The sequence below is a fragment of the Pseudoalteromonas sp. Hal040 genome, assembly GCF_037162425.1.
GTDB lineage: Bacteria > Pseudomonadota > Gammaproteobacteria > Enterobacterales > Alteromonadaceae > Pseudoalteromonas > Pseudoalteromonas gelatinilytica.
Map to the genome: position 1 here is coordinate 3,663,342 of NZ_JARLUU010000001.1, position 18,577 is coordinate 3,681,918.

Sequence of the window (18,577 nt, forward strand, 5' to 3'; positions counted from 1 at the left end):
GCTTTTTTGTAGCATAAGGAACAGTAATGAAACGTGTAATTACTTTAGCATTAGCAGGCTTATTAACTGCCTGTTCTAGCCAAATGCAAATGCCAAGCATTGACGATATTCTGCCAAGCAAAGACCTCGACCGTACTATGTATTTACGTGGTGACTTTACTTTGTGGGATGCTGAACCTCAGTATCAATTAGAGCAAGTTGCACCGGGCATATTCCAAACCGAGGTTAAGTTTTCAACGCCTGGTAAGGTTTATGAATTCAAAGTAGCGGATGCTGATTTTAGCGAAGGCTATAACTGTGGTTACAGTGATATGGACCCAGCAGGGCAATCATTAGTTCTAGGCCAAGCCGCCAATGCCGACTGTAATACCATCTACAATTATTTCAGCTTTAAACCCGCTGCAAAAGGCGTGTATGTAGTGAGCTTTGATTACCGCAATAGTAATCAACCAAAAGTGACGGTAACTCGGAAGTAAAGCTATAAGCTTTCAGCTGGTAGGTTGGGTAGAGCGGAGCGAAACCCAACGCATACACTCACCTTGAAGATTAGCTGGCGTATCTAACTCTGCAACGGATTAATTATCGGGAGTGTTGGATTTGCTAGCAATCACGTTGGGTTTCGTTGCTCTCAACACAACCTACACTGATTAGGCTACCGTTAGAACAAAGCGCCAACCTCTCATCAATCTTCATAAAGATTAAGTGCGATATCTAACTCATCATCTGACAAAATAAAAGCAGATGACTTACTCAACTTCCTATAAGACGAAAATGGCCAGTCTTCAATTTGATTCACATATTTATGTTTCACAGGGTTGAAGTAAATATAATTAATATGGTTCATTAGGTCTTGCTCGTCCTTTATATAATGCTCCCAATACCGTCTCTGCCAAATACCTCGTTCACATTTCTGAATACGACTAGGCGATTTATGCTCGTAATTATTTAGCTGTCTAGAAAAATTAGACTTAATTAACCGCCACCTTTTTGCATAATCACAATCCCCAACGGGTAGTTGCCAAATAGCGTGTAAGTGATCTGGAAGAATGACAATGGCAAGCGTTTTAAAAGGGTGTGACTTAGCTACACTTTTATAAGCTGAACGTAGCAGAGTAATGTTTGAAGTTAAAAGTGCTGAGTTTCTTTGCGCAATCGCTAGAGTAAAGAAATAGGTGCCCCCGGGGATTAATACTCTTCTGTATCGCATACATTCATCCTTGAATGTTAAATAATAAGAGTAGTTTAATTTCGATTAAAAGTTGAACTTCACGAACTTTAATTTGTTGCTATCATCCTTCAGTTACGTTGGGTTTCGCTTCGCTCTACCCAACCTACGAGCTCGTTATAACCCTTTCTTCACCAAGTATCGATACGGTGCTTGTTCTACATCTTTGGCTACGAGAGTGTGATCCATAAAGGTACAAAAGCTTGGGATATCGCGGGTGGTTGATGGGTCATCGGCGATGATAAGTAAGGTTTCGCCATCTTTCATTTTACGTACTGCACCACGCACCATCATGACAGGTTCTGGACAACGTAGGCCAAGTGCATCTAATTGGTGATCGGGATTATCAAAACTCATGGCTGACCTTTTAGGTGAAAGAGACGATTATTAAGCGGCTATTTTAACTTTCTATTGCCGCCAGTTTCAATAAGTGAAAGCAAAGCAAATAAAAAAGGCGCACTGAGCAATTCAGTGCGCCTTTTTATCACCAAGATGTTTGGTGTGAGCTTGTTATTCTACGCGCTCAAATACAGTTGCAATACCTTGGCCTAAACCAATACACATAGTTGCTAGACCGTATTTTGCGTTCTTGTCTTCCATTAGGTGAACAAGCGTTGTGCTAATACGTGAACCAGAACAACCAAGTGGGTGACCAAGTGCAATTGCACCACCATTTAGGTTAACTTTTTCATCTACCACATCCATCAGACCTAGGTCTTTTAACACTGGTAGAGATTGTGCTGCGAATGCTTCGTTAAGCTCAGCAACATCGATATCGTCGATAGTGATACCTGCTTGTTGAAGTGCTTTTTGCGATGCTGGTACAGGGCCGTAACCCATGATTGATGGATCGCAACCTGCAACAGCCATTGATTTAATCCGAGCACGAATTGGTAAACCAAGTTCTTTAGCTTTCTCTTCGCTCATTACAAGCATTGCTGACGCGCCGTCAGAAAGTGCAGAAGATGTACCTGCCGTTACGCTACCTGATGCTGGATTGAATACTGGGCGTAGTTGCGATAAACCTTCTACAGTTGTTTCTGGACGGATTACTTCATCGTCTTCAACTAAGATTAAAGAACCATCTGCATCATGACCTTCCATTGGCAGGATTTCACGACGGAAACGACCTTCAACAGTTGCCGCGTGTGCACGTTGATGTGAACGATAAGCAAACTCGTCTTGTTGCTGGCGGCTAATGCCGTGCAGCGTTGCAAGGTACTCTGCAGTTAAACCCATTACGCCGGCAGCTTGTGCTACAGACGTTGATAAACCAGGGTGAAAATCATTACCGTGAGTCATAGGTACGTGACCCATGTGCTCAACACCACCAATGATATAGGTATCACCAGCACCAGTCATAATAGCACGTGCTGCATCGTGTAATGCCTGCATTGATGAGCCACATAAACGGTTAACCGTTACTGCTGGCACTGAGTGCGGAATACCGGCTAGTAGTGCTGCGTTACGAGCAATGTTAAAACCTTGCTCTAAAGTCTGTTGTACACAGCCCCAGTAAATATCATCAATTGATGCTGGATCAACGGCTGGGTTACGGTCTAACAAACCTTTCATTAAGTGAGCACTTAAATCTTCCGCACGCTTGTTTTTGAATACGCCGTTCTTAGAACGACCCATTGGTGTGCGGATACAATCTACGATTACTGGATTATTCATGTTTCTTATCCTTCCACCTTATAGAATACACGGCCTTCTTCGGCCCACTTGCGAGTTTCATCAGATACTTGGTAAATCGCACCTAAGTGAGCGTACTTGTCTGCTGTTGCAACAAAGTTCGCTAAACCAGTTTGATCTAAGTAACGGAATGCACCGCCTCTAAATGGAGGGAAACCAATGCCGTAAATTAGCGCCATGTCAGCTTCTTGTGGAGACGCCACGATACCTTCTTGTAAACAAAGTAGTACTTCGTTGATCATAGGGATCATACAACGGTCAATGATTTCTTGTTTATCAAAATCTTTAGGTGCATCAGTGATGGCACTTAGTAACTCAGTTGCTGTTGCATCTTGTGCCTTTTTAAGGCGACCACGGCGGTCTGGTGCATATTGGTAGAAACCAGAACCATTTTTCTGACCAAAACGTTTTTCGTTTGCAAATACAGTAACAGGGTCTTTATCTTGACGAGCCATACGCTCAGGGAAACCATCTGCCATTACGCCAGTACAGTGGTAAGCCGTATCGATACCTACAACATCAAGAAGGTAGGCAGGGCCCATAGGCCAACCAAATACATTTTCCATTACTTTATCAACTTTCGCGAAGTCAGCACCTTCAACAACAAGTTTGCTGAAGCCTGCAAAGTAAGGGAATAATACGCGGTTTACAAAGAAACCTGGGCAGTCGTTTACAACGATTGGTGATTTACCAAGTTTTAAAGCGTAATCAACAACCGCATTAATTGTTGCTTCTGATGTTCTTTCACCGCGAATGATTTCTACTAATGGCATTTTTGGCACTGGATTAAAGAAGTGCATACCACAGAAGTTTTCTGGTTTTTCAAGTGCAGATGCTAACTCATCAATACGAATTGTTGAGGTATTTGAAGTTAGGATAGTGCCCGCTGGTAAGTCTTTTTCAAGACCTGCAAGAACGGCTTGCTTCACTTTAGGGTTTTCAACCACGGCTTCAACAACAATATCAGCGCTTTGTAAGTCTGCATCGTTAAGCGTCGGTTTGATCTTGCCTAATGTAGCAACCATCTTTTCCATCGCCATATGGCCACGTTGTACTTTTTTACCAAGTAGCTTAGATGCTTCGCCCATACCTAAATCAAGTGCATCTTGGTTGATGTCTTTCATGATAATAGGTGTGCCTTTATAAGCAGACTGATATGCAATACCGCCGCCCATAATACCTGCACCTAATACAGCGGCTTGTTTAATTTCAAGTTCACTGTGCTTAGCTTGCTTCTTCGCTTTACCTTTAATGTATTGGTCAGCTAAGAAAATACCTGTTTGTGCTGCTGCTTCGCTTGTTGCTGCTAATTTAGCAAAGTTAGCGTTTTCAATCGCCATTGCTTCAGCGCGTTCACAATTTGCAGCTGCTTTAATTGTTCTTACTGCCATAACGGGTGCTGGGTAATGACCTTTTGTCTGACCCATTACCATACCTTCCGCCATCGCAAAGCTCATGCCTTGCTCAACACGGTTCATTTTCAGTGGCTGTAATTTTACTTGTCGTTTTGCTTGCCAATCTAGCTTGCCAGCAATTGCTTGTTCAAGTGTTAATATACTTGACTCTAAAAGTTTGTCAGCACTAACTACCGCGTCAAATGCACCTACTTTAAGGGCATCCGCTGCACGGTTTTCTTTGCCTGTGGTGATCCACGTCATCGCATTATCAGCGCCAATTAGGCGCGGAAGGCGAACTGTGCCACCAAAACCAGGCATAATGCCTAATTTAACTTCAGGTAGGCCAATTTTAGCATCAGTACTACCAACACGGTAATCGGTAGCAAGTGCCCACTCACATCCACCGCCAAGCGCCATGCCGTTTACAGCACTTAACGTTGGGAAAGGTAAATCTTCAATAGCGTCAAAAACGTCAGTTGCATTTTTGATCCATGCAACAAGTTCTTCTTGAGGTTTAGTGAATGTAGGTAAAAATTCGAAAATGTCGGCGCCGATAATGAAATGATCTTTATCGCTGGTGAACACCATGCCTTTGATATCTGAGTTTGTTGCCAATTCTTTTAATGCTAAAGCGCAATCTTGCAAGGTTTGCTGCGAAAGTTTGTTTACTGAACCGTCGGCACAGAACTTAAACTCGGCGATGTTGTCCTTGATGAAAGCAACTTCAAATGAATCGCTTTTATATAACATTATTATTCTCCCTAGTTAATTAACTAAGACTGGTACGATGAGTTTGCATTTCAATCAGTGTGCTTGCTTTAAAATGAAAATGCAACGAAAAATTTACTGCGCTTTATCGCGATTGGTTAAAATATAGCTGGTTTGGTGCTAAGGTGTAGGAGAAGTTTTTTGTTATTAATTCTTTAATTTTTGTTAAAGGTCATCATGAAAAAACAACTCTTTGGTTGGACAGCTGCCGCATTAATTTTTCCTTTTTTTGCAGCTGAAGCCAACGATAAACATGACGCTTTTTTAAAAGCTGAAAAAAAGGCGCGTTACGGTGATTATCAAGACATGAAAAATGCAATTAACGGGCTCGATCACCCGTTAAAGCCTTATGTCGAAAAGGCATTTTGGCAACGCAATCCCAGCTTAAATCACCAAACAGAGATCGAAAACTTTCTCAATATTTATCAAAATACACCGCTTGAGTGGCCGGTGCGTAAAGCCTGGCTTGAATACTTGAAAAAGTACAATAAGAAAGCGGCTTATATTCGTAACTATCGCGAAACGAGCAACAACGAATTGACCTGTCCTTATTTAAGTTTTCAATTAGATTTAGGGGCACCTGAAAAAGCCATCATGAACCAAGTTAGTGATTTGTGGGTGGTAGGAAAATCACAACCTAAAGAGTGCGATAAGTTGTTTTCACTCTGGAAGAAGAAGGGTTACCAAACGCAAGATCGTATTTGGCAACGTATTAGCTTAGCGGCAGAGGGCGGCACATCGAGCTTAATCCCTTATTTAAAAACGTTATTGCCTCAAAGCGAGCAATATTTAGCTGACTTATATTTAACAGTTCGCAAAGACCCAAGTGCAGCAGCCGGGCTTTATCGTTATAAGAAAAAGTCGGCTAAAGAGGGGCAAATTGCCCTTTACGGTGTGAAGCGTTTAGTGTGGCGAGATAATGACCTTGCATTACGTGCATGGGAAAAGCTCGAAACCATGTTTAATTACACAGACGAGCAAAAAGCAGATGTTTATTATAGTTTTGCGTTGTCGCTTGCATCTAATGGTCATCAACAAGCGCGTTTTTGGCTGAATAAAGTGCCTAAAGACCGTCAAACGAGCAAGCTAATGCAGTGGCAGTTAGCAAATATGCTTGAAAGACAAGATTGGTCAGGCATTGTGGCGTTTTTTACTGGTAAAGAAAACCTCAGCCTTGGTCAGCAATATTGGTTAGCGTATAGCTTAAACCAGCGCGGTGAAATAGAGCGCGCGCGTGATATTTGGCAAACAGTGGCAAAAGAGCGTGATTATTATGGCTTTTTAGCTTCAGCACGATTAGGTATTCCGGTTAGTTTAAACAATAAAGATATCAGCATTAGCAATCAATTAAAGTTAGAAGTAGCCAATGCTCCAGGCTTTAAACGTGCTCGTGCTTTATATGAACTTGAGCGTTTTACCTCAGCGCGCCGTGAATGGAATTACCTAACAGACACCTCAACTAAAGAGGAAAAGCTCGCAGCCTCAATTTTAGCGGCTGATCTTGATTGGTACGACAGCACTATCTACACCTTAGCGCAGATAAAAGAGTGGGATTATGTCGACTTACGCTTCCCATTTGCGTTTAAAGATGTGTTTGCCACGTATAGTAGTCGCAGCCATATTGATGTTGCATGGAGCATCGCTATTTCGCGTAGAGAAAGTTCTTTTGCACCTGATGCTCGCTCTCATGCTAATGCGCATGGTTTAATGCAGCTACTACCAAGCACAGCCAAATATATGAATAAGAGTACGGTAACACGTAAGCAGCTGTATCAGCCACGTACTAATATTCGACTTGGTACCGAGTATCTACAGTATTTGAAAAAGAAAAATCATGGCAATGAGATCCTGGCTACAGCCTCATATAATGCAGGTTATCATCGTATTAAACGCTGGTTACCTGAACAGCCAATGCCTGCCGAGCTGTGGATCGAATTAATTCCTTTCACAGAAACACGTAACTACGTTAAAAACGTGTTTGCTTACAGACAGGTGTACCATACTCGACTCGGTCGCGACGGCAATGTATTAGCACCCGTGTTAGATATGTCGATGGGTGGTTAAGCTTCACTGCATGTACTATCCCCTCAGTTGGGGGATGGTACAGGACTATGATAGACTGCTAACAAGTTAAATTTACTAAAGATGGGTTTACTATGGATAAATTAGCGGTGTTATACGCCGAACATATTGCAACCTTGCAACAACGTACTCGCACAATTACAGAGCGCGAAGGTTTAGAAGGGTTAGTAATTCACTCAGGTCAGGCTAAGCGTCAGTTTTTAGATGACATGTATTATCCGTTTAAAGTGAATCCGCAATTTAAAGCGTGGTTACCAGTGATCGACAACCCTCATTGTTGGATTGTGGTTGATGGTGTTTCTAAACCTAAGCTTATTTTTTATCGTCCAGTGGATTTTTGGCATAAAGTGCCTGATGAACCGCGTGATTTTTGGGCTGAGTATTTTGATATTGAATTATTAGTACAGCCAGATCAGGTCGAAAAATTGCTTCCTTATGACAAAGCAAATTACGCCTACATTGGTGAGTATTTAGAAGTAGCGCAAGCGCTGGGCTTTAGCATTATGAACCCAGAACCTGTCATGAACTACTTGCATTTTCACCGTGCTTATAAAACACAGTATGAGCTTGAATGTTTACGCCAAGCAAACCGTATCGCGGTAGAGGGCCACAAAGCAGCACGTGACACATTTTTTGCTGGTGGTTCAGAGTTTGATATTCAACAAGCTTATCTTATGGCTACCCGCCAAAGTGAAAACGAGATGCCTTACGGTAATATCGTTGCGCTTAATGAAAACTGTGCAATTTTACACTACACCCATTTTGAGCCAAAAGCGCCGCAAACACATCGCTCTTTCTTGATTGATGCTGGTGCAAATTTTAACGGCTATGCTGCTGATATTACACGTACTTATGACTTCAAAAAGTCGGGCGAATTTAGCGATCTAATCAAAGTAATGACTGAGCATCAAATTGCCTTAGGAAATGCATTAAAGCCAGGCTTGTTATATGGTGAATTACATTTAGATTGCCACCAACGTGTAGCGCAAGTGCTTAGCGACTTTAATATTGTGAAATTACCAGCCGCTGAGATTGTTGAACGTGGTATTAGTTCAACCTTCTTCCCGCATGGTCTTGGCCATCACTTAGGTTTACAAGTTCATGATATGGGTGGTTTTATGGCTGATGATAAAGGTACTCATCAGGCGCCACCTGAAGGCCATCCGTTCCTTCGCTGTACGCGTTTAATCGAAAAGAACCAAGTATTTACTATTGAACCTGGTTTATACTTCATCGACTCGTTATTAGGCGACCTTGCGCAAACAGACAACAAACAGTTCATTAACTGGGAAAAGGTTGAAGCGCTTAAGCCATTCGGCGGTATCCGTATTGAAGATAACATCATCGTTCATGAAGATAGCCTAGAAAACATGACCCGTGATCTACACTTAGATTAATGGTGAAGGTTAGTGAATATCGGGGCCAATAGGCCCCATTTTTTTAGATAAGCAATTATGTCTGAATACCAATATCCGGCTGAACCGGTTTTTTACCAAGAAGAAATTAAAAAAAGCACGTTTATTGTGCATATTGCCCACACGCCAGATCTACCCTCGGCGAAAGCCTTTATCAAAGAAATCCAAGAAAAATACAGTGATGCTCGTCATAATTGCTGGGCTCATGTTGCAGGAAACCCTGGTGGTAGTCATGTGTATGGTTTTTCTGATGATGGTGAACCCAATGGCACAGCAGGTAAACCCATGCTTAATGTATTAACAGGCTCTGGTATTGGTGAAATAACTGCGGTGGTAACTCGTTATTTTGGCGGTATTAAACTCGGCACTGGTGGGCTTGTGCGCGCTTACGGCGGTAGTTTAAATAATGCCATGCGTGAGCTTAAAACCATTACCAAGGTACCGAGTGTTGAACTGGTAGGTCAAAGTGATTACAGCGCACAGGGTGCAATCGAACAATTATTAAAAAGCCAGTATCAAGTGCTTAATATCGATAAACAGTTTGCAGAGAATATTACCTGGAAAATTGAAATCGATAGTCGACAAGCCGAGCAAGCTATTCATGATGTTCATGAATTGACTCACGGTGCAGTGAGCCTAAAAGTCAGAAAAGTTTGAAATGTAAAAATAATACATTCCGTTTACTTACAATTAAGCCTGTAAGACAATAAACTGTATTAGCTAAACAATTAATAAGAAAGCGATACGCCTAGATGCAATTTCGTACCATAATAAAAATTCTCGGCCAGCTGGTGGCGTTATTTAGTATCACTATGGTGCCTCCGGCGCTGGTGTCTTTGATCTACAAAGACGGTGGTGGTGTGCCATTCGTTCTCGCTTTTATCTTTAGTGTTGTGATTGGTTTAGCGGCTTATTATCCAAACCGCCATGAGCATGGTGACCTTAAAGCCCGAGAAGGCTTCTTGATTGTGGTCTTGTTCTGGCTGGTACTAGGCACCTTCGTCGCGGTGCCTTTAGTGTTCTTACAAGAGCCTAATCTTTCCTTAGCTGACTCCGTATTTGAGGCCTTTTCAGGGCTGACAACGACAGGGGCTACCGTACTTACGGGCATAGAATATCTACCTAAATCAGTGCTTTTTTATCGCCAGCAATTGCAATGGTTAGGCGGTATGGGGATCATCGTACTCGCGGTCGCGGTACTGCCCATGCTAGGGGTCGGTGGTATGCAGCTATACCGTGCAGAAACGCCTGGTCCGGTTAAAGACTCTAAAATGACGCCGCGTATTGCCGATACCGCAAAGCACCTTTGGTATATCTATGTATCACTGACGATAGCTTGTACGCTTGCGTACTGGGCTGCAGGGATGGATTGGTTTGATGCAATCTGTCATTCATTCTCAACAATTGCGATTGGTGGCTTTTCTACTTACGACGCATCAATGGGGCAGTTTGATAGCCCATTAATTAACTTTATCTGTGTCGTGTTCTTATTAATTGCTGCTATTAACTTTTCGCTTCACTATGCTGCGGTATCGTCGCGCAGTCTTCGTGTTTATTTACGAGACCCTGAATTTAAAGTGTTTTTATTGATTCAATTAGCATTGGTCATTGTTTGTTTTACTGTACTGTCTTCGAATAATATTTATGCCGATGGTGATGAGACTCTCGACCAAGCTATGTTCCAAGCGGTATCAATGAGCACCACTGCGGGCTTTGCGACTGACAACTTCTCAGCATGGCCACTATTCCTACCTATTTTACTTATTTTTTCAAGCTTTATTGGCGGCTGTGCCGGCTCTACCGGTGGTGGTATGAAGGTTGTACGGGTGTTCTTACTTTACTTGCAAGGTATTCGTGAGCTTAATCGTCTTGTGCACCCGAGGGCTATTTACTCAATTAAATTAGGCCGAAAAGCACTCCCAGATAAAGTTGTAGAAGCCGTTTGGGGCTTCTTCTCGGCGTATGCTTTGGTGTTTGTCATTATCATGTTGGCGCTGATGGGCACCGGTATGGATAACATAAGTGCATTCTCGGCAACGGCAGCATGTTTAAATAATTTAGGTCCAGGTTTAGGTGAAGTCGCTGCTCATTACGGGGCGATTTCTGATACGGCAAAATGGCTACTTACTATTGCGATGGTATTTGGTCGTTTAGAAATATTCACCTTATTAGTGTTGTTTACGCCAACCTTCTGGCGAGGCTAACCATAGCAAGGTGATTATCTAGAAGTGGAGGCATTACTGTGCCAAAAACTCAAAAACAACGTAATCTTGAAAAGCTCACCTGTATCCCTGCAGGAAGCTTGGTGGATGTTGAAATTACCACGCCAACCGACAGTAAACGCGTAAAAACAGAGTTTATTGGTTTGATGAATGATCAGTACATCATAATCAATTACCCATCAGCAAAGCGTTTAGCCAATGCCAGTGACTTCATCAAAGATGGGGTGATGGTTGTGATACGCGCTGTACTTGAAACCGGTGGTGGGCAAGTGATTGCTTTTCGCCAGCAAATAAACGCCTTGGCATCGCATCCTCACCGTTTAATTTTTCTCGACTTTCCTCAGCAAGTACAGCTTTATAGCTTACGTAGTGAAGCGCGTATTCCTACGTTATTCCCTGCAAACTTAATCATTGCAGAGCAAAAATTGGCAGGGCTTATTAAAGATATTTCAGTCACCGGCGTGCAGCTTGATCTTAATAGCAAGGAGGACTTAAGCGCTTTTAAAGGGCAAAGCTGCCAAATCACACTTAGTAAACGTGAGTTTAATGGCACAGTATGTAGCGTGCGCAAAAGAGCGGGTGGTTTTATGCTCGGCGTGCAGCTTGATACCAGTGAAGATGAAATGAAAGCGTTTATGAAAGAACACTTAATTGACCTTTCTGTGTTGGATAACTAATACCAATTCGCCATTTTGCAACAAAATGGCTATTTCCCCCGATTTAACCCTATAAATATCAAAATTAATTTATAAATAAATTAAAATAAATAATTAAATCAATGTTTTATTTATTAAATTAATTTCGATTTTTTTCTTTAAGTTTTGTTGTTCAGATAGAGTTTATTTTCAAATCCCTTATTTCTCTGTTTTTTAATCCGAATTAATCACTATTGTCTCCATTTTATACTTCATAAGTTATTGATTTTAAAAGAAGCGTAAAACAAACCATTGAGCTTGTCGCAAAACAGCAACAAATAAATCGCGCTATTTTCCTGAAAACATCGATTCCTCAACTCAACCATATGATTTTGTTGTTCTTTTTAACTTTGGCACCGAAGTTGAAATAGTCTTAACGAACACAGAGAAAACTGATTCAGGAACATATCCTTTATCACAGTTGAGACAATATTGAAGGAATAGTGATTATGAAAACGTTACACAAAACTTTAGCACTTGTAGCTCTTGCAACTTCATCTGCAGCGTTTGCCGCTGACTTTGACACACTGGATGTTAATGGCGATGGCGCTATCAGCAAAAGCGAAGCATCAGTAAGCGAAACGTTAATGAGCCAATTTAAAGAGCTTGATACAGACGGCAACGGTGAGCTGTCTAAACAAGAGTACTCAAAAGCTTAATTTCATTGTAAGGACACACTGAAAAGGACTTCTAACTCAAGACAATACACTTTGAAGGAATGACATTATGAACACAGTAAATAAAACACTAGCACTTATGGCCCTAGTATCTTCATCAGCAGCATTTGCGATGAGTGATTTCGATACCTTAGATGTTGATGGCAATGGTGTTATCAGCCAAAGCGAAGCATCGGTAGATGCAGAGCTAATGAGCAAATTCAGTGAATTAGACACTGACGGTAACGGTGAGTTATCGAAACAAGAATTTTCAAAAGCTTAATGTGATTAAGCAAAACCAGTTTATTTAGCTGATTAGTTCTGAGCTGCCAAAGACAGCCTAAATGGATAAGGGAATCCATGATAAAGGACAACACTGGAAGTGTGATCAGCTAACACTCTTAAAATTGAAGGAATATGATTATGAAAACAGTAAATAAAACATTAGCTTTAATCGCACTTGCATCTTCTTCAGCAGCTTTTGCAGCAACTGATTTTGACACCTTAGACGTAGACGGTAACGGCGTGGTTAGCAAAAGTGAAGCTGCCGTTGACGCAAAAATTATGTCGCAATTTAAAACATTAGACGTGAATGGTGACGGCGTTCTTACGGAAGCAGAGTTTTCTGAAGCCGAATAACTGAATTAATACGTAGTTATACCAATTTCCACTAAACAGGGATCTCAGAAACGGATTTCACTCTTTTCAAATTTTGAGGTAGTAATTATGAAACAGTTAAGCACAACAATCGCAATTTTAGCACTAGCAACATCATCAGCAGCCTTTGCACAAGGCGTAAGCTTTGCAACGTTCGATACCGACGGTGATGGTGTGATCAGTAAAGAAGAAGCGTCTGCAAATATGCAGCTTGAAAAGTTATTTCCAGAGCTAGATAGCGATGGTAATGGCGAACTTTCAAAAGAAGAATTCGCTCAAATTCAATAGAATCTTTTAGAAAAGTTAGGTACTTTCACTTCAAGAGTCGTAAAGCAGCTGTCATGGCTGCTTTTTTCGTTTATAAGCTTTCTTTTACAAGAAGATAGCACTTACTTGGAACAGCTTTTCAACAACCGTAATGTGCTTTTTATCAATCAAGAACATGATGACATGGTCACCCGACTGAATAACGGTATCGTCATGGGCAATCAGTACATCATCGTTACGCACAATTGCACCAATGGTTGTTCCAGCTGGTAGCTTAATATCAGCAATAGCCCGGCCAACAACTTTAGAAGTATGCTCATCACCGTGAGCGACAGCCTCAATGGCTTCTGCTGCGCCCTTACGTAATGAATAAACGTTAACAATGTCACCACGACGTACGTGTGTTAGCAGCGCCGAGATAGTGGCTTGCTGAGGTGAAATAGCAATATCAATTTCACCGCCTTGTACTAGGTCAACATAAGCGCCACGCTGAATAAGCACCATGGTTTTTTGTGCGCCCATACGCTTTGCCAGCATCGCAGACATAATGTTTGCTTCATCGTCGTTAGTCACTGCGATGAATACATCCACTTGTTCAATATGTTCTTCAGATAACAGCTCTTGATCTGAGGCATCGCCACAAAACACAACCGTGTTATCAAGCATTTCAGAGAGCTGTGCTGCTCGATCTTTATTGCGCTCAAGCAGCTTAACGCTGTGGTTTTTCTCAAGTGAACGCGCAAGACCCGCACCGATATTACCACCACCCGCAATCATGATCTTTTTGTATGAACGTTCGAGCTTTTGCAGCTCATTCATGACTGCTCGAATATGCTTTGTTGCAGCGATAAAGAACACTTCATCGTCTGCTTCGATAACGGTTGTGCCAAGCGGTTTAATCGCTTTACCTTGACGATAAATAGCCGCTACCCGGGTTTCGACATTCGGGATGTGCTCTTTCAAGGCTGAAAGCGCATAACCCACCAGCAAACCACCGTAATAGGCTTTCACCGCAACCAGCGATAACATGCCATCGGCAAATTGTAATACCTGTAAAGCACCCGGATAGTCGATTAAGCGACGAATATACTTAGTTACCAGCGCTTCTGGAGCTATGTAGTGGTCAACAGGTAAGTCGTCGTTATGAAATAGCTTTTCACGGTACTTTAAGTATTGCTCTGAGCGAATACGGGCAATTTTGGTTGGCGTGTTAAAAATACTATAAGCAACTTGGCAAGCAACCATGTTCACTTCATCTGAACTGGTTACGGCAATAATCATATCGGCGTCTTCTGCGCCTGCGCGACGCAATACATCTGGGTGCGCACTGTGACCAGTAACACCTTGTAAGTCGTACTTATCTTGTAGCTCTCGCAAACGGTTACCGTCGATATCGACAACGGTGATCTCATTTTGCTCACCAACGAGGTTTTCTGCCAGTGTGCCACCAACTTGTCCGGCACCGAGTATGATTATTTTCATAGCTTGTTCTTATTAGTGTTTTTTAACTAGCTTTGCATAATAGAAACCGTCACTTTCACCAGGCAATAATTGCAGGCCAGGTAACGTAGGGGTGTCGTTTTCATGCAATGGTATGTGTTCAGCACTTGGATTATTGGCAAGGAACTTAGCAACTTGTTGTTGGTTCTCTTGCGGTAATACAGAGCAGGTCGCATAAACTAACGTACCACCAGGCTTAAGTAGAGGCCAGATGCTATTTAAGATATCGCCTTGTAAATTAGCCAGATCTTCAATATCAGATGCACGACGTAACCATTTAATATCAGGGTGACGACGGATCACGCCAGTTGCTGAACAAGGCACATCAAGCAAAATACGGTCGAATTGCTGCTCATCCCACCAGATATGCGGTTGTGAAGCATCGGCACATTGTAAATCGGCAGCTAAACCAATACGCACTAAGTTTTGTTTAACACGTTCTAGGCGTTCGCTGTCGCTATCAAGTGCTAATACATCGGCATCGGCAAGCTCTAGGATATGGCACGTTTTACCACCTGGCGCTGCACACGCATCTAAAATGACATCATCATTTTGTGGATCTAAAAAGCGTGCTGCTAATTGTGCCGCGGCATCTTGAACAGAGCAGGCACCAGTATCAAATTCTGGTAATGCGTACACATCACACGGTTTAGCTAGTTTAATACCATCAGGAAAATCAGCATTAAGGGTATGCTCAATATCATTTGCTTTAAGCATTTCGCTGTATTCTTGGGTGCTGTATTGCGATTGGTTTACACGTAACCACATAGGTGCTTGCAACTGATTCGCTTCAAGAATTTCTTGCCAGTTATCAGGGTAAGCAGCGGTAACTTGTTTGATAAACCAACCAGGGTGGTTAAATTTGCAAACAGGAATTTGCTGCGCTTTTTCTTCAAGCTCTGCTTGTTCACGTTGGAAACTACGTAAAATCGCGTTAATCAGGCCTTTTAAACCCAGTGCACGCATTTGCTGAAGCGCATTAACTGTTTCGCTGATTGCTGCATGAGGCGGTACACGCATATGTTGAAGTTGGTAAATACCCACATACAACAAAAACTGGAAAATACGGCGCTTACCTTTTAGTGGTTGATCTAAAAGTTGCTGGCAATAATTTTCTAGGCTAGGTAAATAACGCAGCACACCGTAGCAAATTTGTTGTAGTAAGGCTTTATCTTTCGGCGATAATCCTTGGCTTGCAAAAGGCAGCTCTTGATTCAACGACGCGCCTTTATCGACCACGTTGTAAAGGGTTTCAGCAGCAAGTGCTCTTACATTACTCATTGCTTTGACCTAATACTGAGCCAGGTTCAACCCAATCACTGCGACCATTTAAAAAGTCACTCACAGCCATTGGTTTTTTACCTTGTGGTTGAAGAAGGGTGATTTTAAGTGCATCTTGCCCACAGCCAACGGTAATACCTTGCTTATCAGCAGCAATGATTTTACCGGCTTGTGCAGTTTGCGATACAACCTCTGCTTGCCAAATTTTTACTGTTTGCCCTGCCATTTCAGTAAAGCAAACAGGCCATGGATTAAAGGCACGGATATTACGCTCAATTTGCGCAGCATCCATTGACCAATCAATATTGGCTTCGTCTTTTGATAACTTCTTGGCGTAATTTGCCAGTGCATCATCTTGCTTTTCTGGTGTGATTTCACCTGCAGCAAGACGATTGATAGTATTGATCAGTGCATCAGGACCCAGTGCAGCTAGCTTATCGTATAAAGAGCTACTGGTTTCTGTGCTATCAATCGGGCAACGGCTGATATGCAGCATATCGCCGGTATCTAAACCTTCATCCATTTGCATTATTGTTACACCGGTCTCATTGTCACCAGCCCAAATAGCACGTTGGATCGGTGCAGCACCACGCCAGCGCGGTAAAATTGAGCCATGCACGTTTAAGCAGCCTAAGCGCGGTGCATCTAAAATTGCTTTTGGTAACAGTAAGCCGTACGCCACCACAATCATAATATCGGCGTTCAGGCTGGTAAGCTCTGCAAGTGCGTCATCTGATTTTAGTGATTGCGGTTGATAAACAGGTAAGTCATGAGCAAGTGCAAGCTCTTTAACTTCACTGGCTTTTAGCTTTTTACCTCGGCCCGCTGGGCGGTCTGGTTGGCTATATACACCAACAACGTCGTGCTCTGAGTCAATCAGTGCTTGTAAATGGCGCGCGCGAAGTCCGGCGTACCAGCAAAAATAATGCGTAATGGTTGTGTCACAGATATTCCTATTGATTAACTAATTATTTAGCAGCCAGCTTTGCTTCTTTCTCAAGCTTTTTACGGATACGTTGGCGCTTTAAAGGCGATAGATAATCAATAAATAGGGTGCCTTTAAGGTGATCAAGCTCATGCTGAATACAAATCGCTAATAGCTCGTCAGCGTCTAGGCTGAATTCTTCACCATTTTCATTAAGCGCTTTAACCGTGACAGTTTCTGCGCGGTCAACTTTTGCATATGAATAAGGAACAGATAAACAGCCTTCTTCACTCACCGTTGAGCCATCTTTTTTGGTGATTTCTGGGTTGATTAATACTAACGGTTGGTCGCGCTCTTCAGATACGTCGATCACCACAATTCGCTGGTGGATATCTACTTGCGTCGCTGCTAAGCCGATACCGTTTTCGTCATACATGGTTTCAAGCATGTCTTTGACGATTTGACGAACGTCATCGTTTACTTCTGGTACTTCTTTCGCGATTGTACGTAAACGCTCATCCGGAAATCTTAAAACTTCTAACCTAGCCATAGTTACCTTTTACACTTGTGATTCATTTAGGGTATTGTATGCTCTTATTTTAGCCATTCGTGTTCACCTTTAACAGGTTTTGGTCGATAATAATCTAAAAACAACTCAAGGAAGCCAAATGAGATACCCACTAGTTGCGGCTTTGTTAGCCATTAGCAGTGCTTTTCCGGTAGCTGCTGATGTTTTAACAATAAAAAAAGATGCACCAAAACAATACGTTGTCAAAAAAGGCGACACGCTTTGGGATATCTCGGGCGTATATCTTGACGAACCTTGGCAATGGCCTGATTTGTGGCAGATGAACCCACAAATTGCGAATCCGCATTTAATATACCCGGGTGATGCGCTCACTTTAATTTACGATAAAGACGGAAATCCTCGTTTAGTTAAAAATGCGCGTTATAAAAAACTCTCTCCTGAAGGGCGAATTACACCAAAAGGTAAGCAGGCAGTGCCGACATTGCCTTTAGAATTGTTACGTCCATATTTGAGTTATGAACAAGCGATTAGCGCCGATATTATTGCAGAAAAACCGTATATTCTCGGTGCCAGTGTTAATACCAAAATGAATACTATGGGTCATACCCTTTATGTTAAAGGTGATTTAACACTTAACGAGGCTTATGGCGTATACCGTAAAGGAAACGACCTTGTCGATCCAAATACCAATGAAGTACTGGCGAATAAAGCTGAATTAGTGGCGATTGTTCGTTCATTTAGAAGCGGTGATGTGGCAAATGGCGTGCCTGCTTCAGTGAAAGTTGAGTTGGTAAAACAAGAAATTAAGCCGCATGACTTTTTAATGCCTGCGATGGAAGGGCAAATGTTGCCAGCCTACTTCACTATGAAACGCCCTGAAACGACTTTAGATGGCACTATTATCGCGTCAGCTAATGAAATGCGTGAATTTAGTACCATGGATATTGTTGTACTAAACTTAGGTTCAGACCAAGTGAAACCGGGTTTTGTACTCGATATTCAGCGTCAATCACCTGAAGTGTATGACGGCCGCAATGGTCCTCGTTATCGCGAAGATTCTAACAGTCTTGAGAAGTTTATGACTGATGCAAATGATGTGTTAGGAATTGAAAGCGATGAAGACAGTAATGTATGGCACATGCCAAAGGAAAAAGTCGGTGAGTTAATGGTGTTTAAGGTATATGACAACGTTAGCTATGCATTGATTGTGAAGAATCAGCACCCGATCCGAGTTGGAGATTATGCAGTTATAAACTAACTCAC

General features: G+C 42.2%; 18 protein-coding genes and 1 pseudogene. 11 read left to right on the forward strand and 8 right to left on the reverse strand.

All coding sequences use genetic code 11. The features are described 5' to 3' along the window. Positions 1–26 precede the first annotated feature (26 nt). On the forward strand, positions 27–476 hold the full coding sequence (locus tag P4S60_RS17015; RefSeq protein ID WP_105180745.1) for a hypothetical protein: 450 nt from the start codon (positions 27–29) through the stop codon (positions 474–476). A gap of 206 nt (positions 477–682) precedes the next feature. Here the strand turns inward: P4S60_RS17015 and P4S60_RS17020 are convergent, their stop codons facing one another. The 4 genes from P4S60_RS17020 to fadB form a co-directional block, all read right to left on the reverse strand. Beyond that, positions 683–1,207, reverse strand: a complete 525-nt coding sequence (locus tag P4S60_RS17020) for an REP-associated tyrosine transposase (protein WP_337116721.1) — start codon at positions 1,205–1,207, stop codon at positions 683–685. A 135-nt stretch (positions 1,208–1,342) separates the two neighbouring features. Continuing rightward, positions 1,343–1,582 (reverse strand): sulfurtransferase TusA, encoded by a 240-nt coding sequence (tusA, locus tag P4S60_RS17025; RefSeq protein ID WP_054554785.1) that lies wholly within the window; start codon positions 1,580–1,582, stop codon positions 1,343–1,345. Between the two features lie 153 nt (positions 1,583–1,735). Beyond that, positions 1,736–2,902, reverse strand: coding sequence for an acetyl-CoA C-acyltransferase FadA (gene fadA, locus P4S60_RS17030; protein ID WP_063701448.1), 1,167 nt, complete (start codon positions 2,900–2,902; stop codon positions 1,736–1,738). A gap of 5 nt (positions 2,903–2,907) precedes the next feature. Next, a complete protein-coding gene (gene fadB, locus P4S60_RS17035; RefSeq protein WP_337116722.1) occupies positions 2,908–5,067 on the reverse strand; it encodes a fatty acid oxidation complex subunit alpha FadB in 2,160 nt (719 codons plus the stop codon). A 195-nt stretch (positions 5,068–5,262) separates the two neighbouring features. Here fadB and P4S60_RS17040 point away from each other — a divergent pair, with 195 nt between their 5' ends. The 9 genes from P4S60_RS17040 to P4S60_RS17080 all read left to right on the forward strand — a co-directional run bounded on the left by P4S60_RS17040 (position 5,263) and on the right by P4S60_RS17080 (position 13,100). Beyond that, positions 5,263–7,149: a transglycosylase SLT domain-containing protein gene (locus tag P4S60_RS17040; protein WP_337116723.1), complete on the forward strand. Its 1,887-nt coding sequence runs from the start codon at positions 5,263–5,265 to the stop codon at positions 7,147–7,149. A 92-nt stretch (positions 7,150–7,241) separates the two neighbouring features. Then, a complete protein-coding gene (gene pepQ, locus P4S60_RS17045) occupies positions 7,242–8,564 on the forward strand; it encodes a Xaa-Pro dipeptidase (RefSeq protein WP_337116724.1) in 1,323 nt (440 codons plus the stop codon). A 57-nt stretch (positions 8,565–8,621) separates the two neighbouring features. Further along, entirely contained in the window at positions 8,622–9,239 is a 618-nt protein-coding gene (locus P4S60_RS17050) for a YigZ family protein (RefSeq protein ID WP_337116725.1), read from the forward strand. Positions 9,240–9,334: 95 nt separating this feature from the next. Then, a complete protein-coding gene (locus P4S60_RS17055) occupies positions 9,335–10,786 on the forward strand; it encodes a TrkH family potassium uptake protein (protein ID WP_337116726.1) in 1,452 nt (483 codons plus the stop codon). A 38-nt stretch (positions 10,787–10,824) separates the two neighbouring features. Then, a complete protein-coding gene (locus P4S60_RS17060) occupies positions 10,825–11,481 on the forward strand; it encodes a flagellar brake protein (protein WP_337116727.1) in 657 nt (218 codons plus the stop codon). A gap of 467 nt (positions 11,482–11,948) precedes the next feature. Continuing rightward, positions 11,949–12,158: a calmodulin gene (locus P4S60_RS17065; protein WP_054563772.1), complete on the forward strand. Its 210-nt coding sequence runs from the start codon at positions 11,949–11,951 to the stop codon at positions 12,156–12,158. 67 nt (positions 12,159–12,225) lie between these two features. Next, a complete protein-coding gene (locus tag P4S60_RS17070) occupies positions 12,226–12,438 on the forward strand; it encodes a calmodulin (RefSeq protein ID WP_054554776.1) in 213 nt (70 codons plus the stop codon). A gap of 140 nt (positions 12,439–12,578) precedes the next feature. Beyond that, entirely contained in the window at positions 12,579–12,794 is a 216-nt protein-coding gene (locus P4S60_RS17075) for a calmodulin (protein WP_055022185.1), read from the forward strand. Between the two features lie 87 nt (positions 12,795–12,881). Then, a complete protein-coding gene (locus tag P4S60_RS17080) occupies positions 12,882–13,100 on the forward strand; it encodes an EF-hand domain-containing protein (protein WP_054554774.1) in 219 nt (72 codons plus the stop codon). Positions 13,101–13,184: 84 nt separating this feature from the next. Here P4S60_RS17080 and trkA read toward each other — a convergent pair whose 3' ends face one another. The 4 genes and pseudogenes from trkA to def form a co-directional block, all read right to left on the reverse strand. After that, positions 13,185–14,561 (reverse strand): Trk system potassium transporter TrkA, encoded by a 1,377-nt coding sequence (trkA, locus tag P4S60_RS17085; protein WP_252949311.1) that lies wholly within the window; start codon positions 14,559–14,561, stop codon positions 13,185–13,187. A gap of 12 nt (positions 14,562–14,573) precedes the next feature. Continuing rightward, complete coding sequence (rsmB, locus tag P4S60_RS17090) at positions 14,574–15,860, reverse strand: 16S rRNA (cytosine(967)-C(5))-methyltransferase RsmB (RefSeq protein ID WP_119854107.1); 1,287 nt, start codon at positions 15,858–15,860, stop codon at positions 14,574–14,576. After that, positions 15,853–16,805, reverse strand: a pseudogene (fmt, locus tag P4S60_RS17095) (methionyl-tRNA formyltransferase). The gene rsmB and the pseudogene fmt overlap by 8 nt, the downstream one beginning before the upstream one ends. A gap of 23 nt (positions 16,806–16,828) precedes the next feature. Next, positions 16,829–17,335 carry a peptide deformylase gene (gene def, locus P4S60_RS17100; RefSeq protein WP_063701470.1) on the reverse strand — a complete coding sequence of 169 codons (507 nt, stop codon included), beginning with the start codon at positions 17,333–17,335 and terminating at the stop codon, positions 16,829–16,831. 118 nt (positions 17,336–17,453) lie between these two features. Here def and P4S60_RS17105 point away from each other — a divergent pair, with 118 nt between their 5' ends. Further along, entirely contained in the window at positions 17,454–18,572 is a 1,119-nt protein-coding gene (locus P4S60_RS17105; RefSeq protein WP_337116728.1) for a LysM peptidoglycan-binding domain-containing protein, read from the forward strand. The last annotated feature ends 5 nt before the right edge of the window (positions 18,573–18,577 follow it).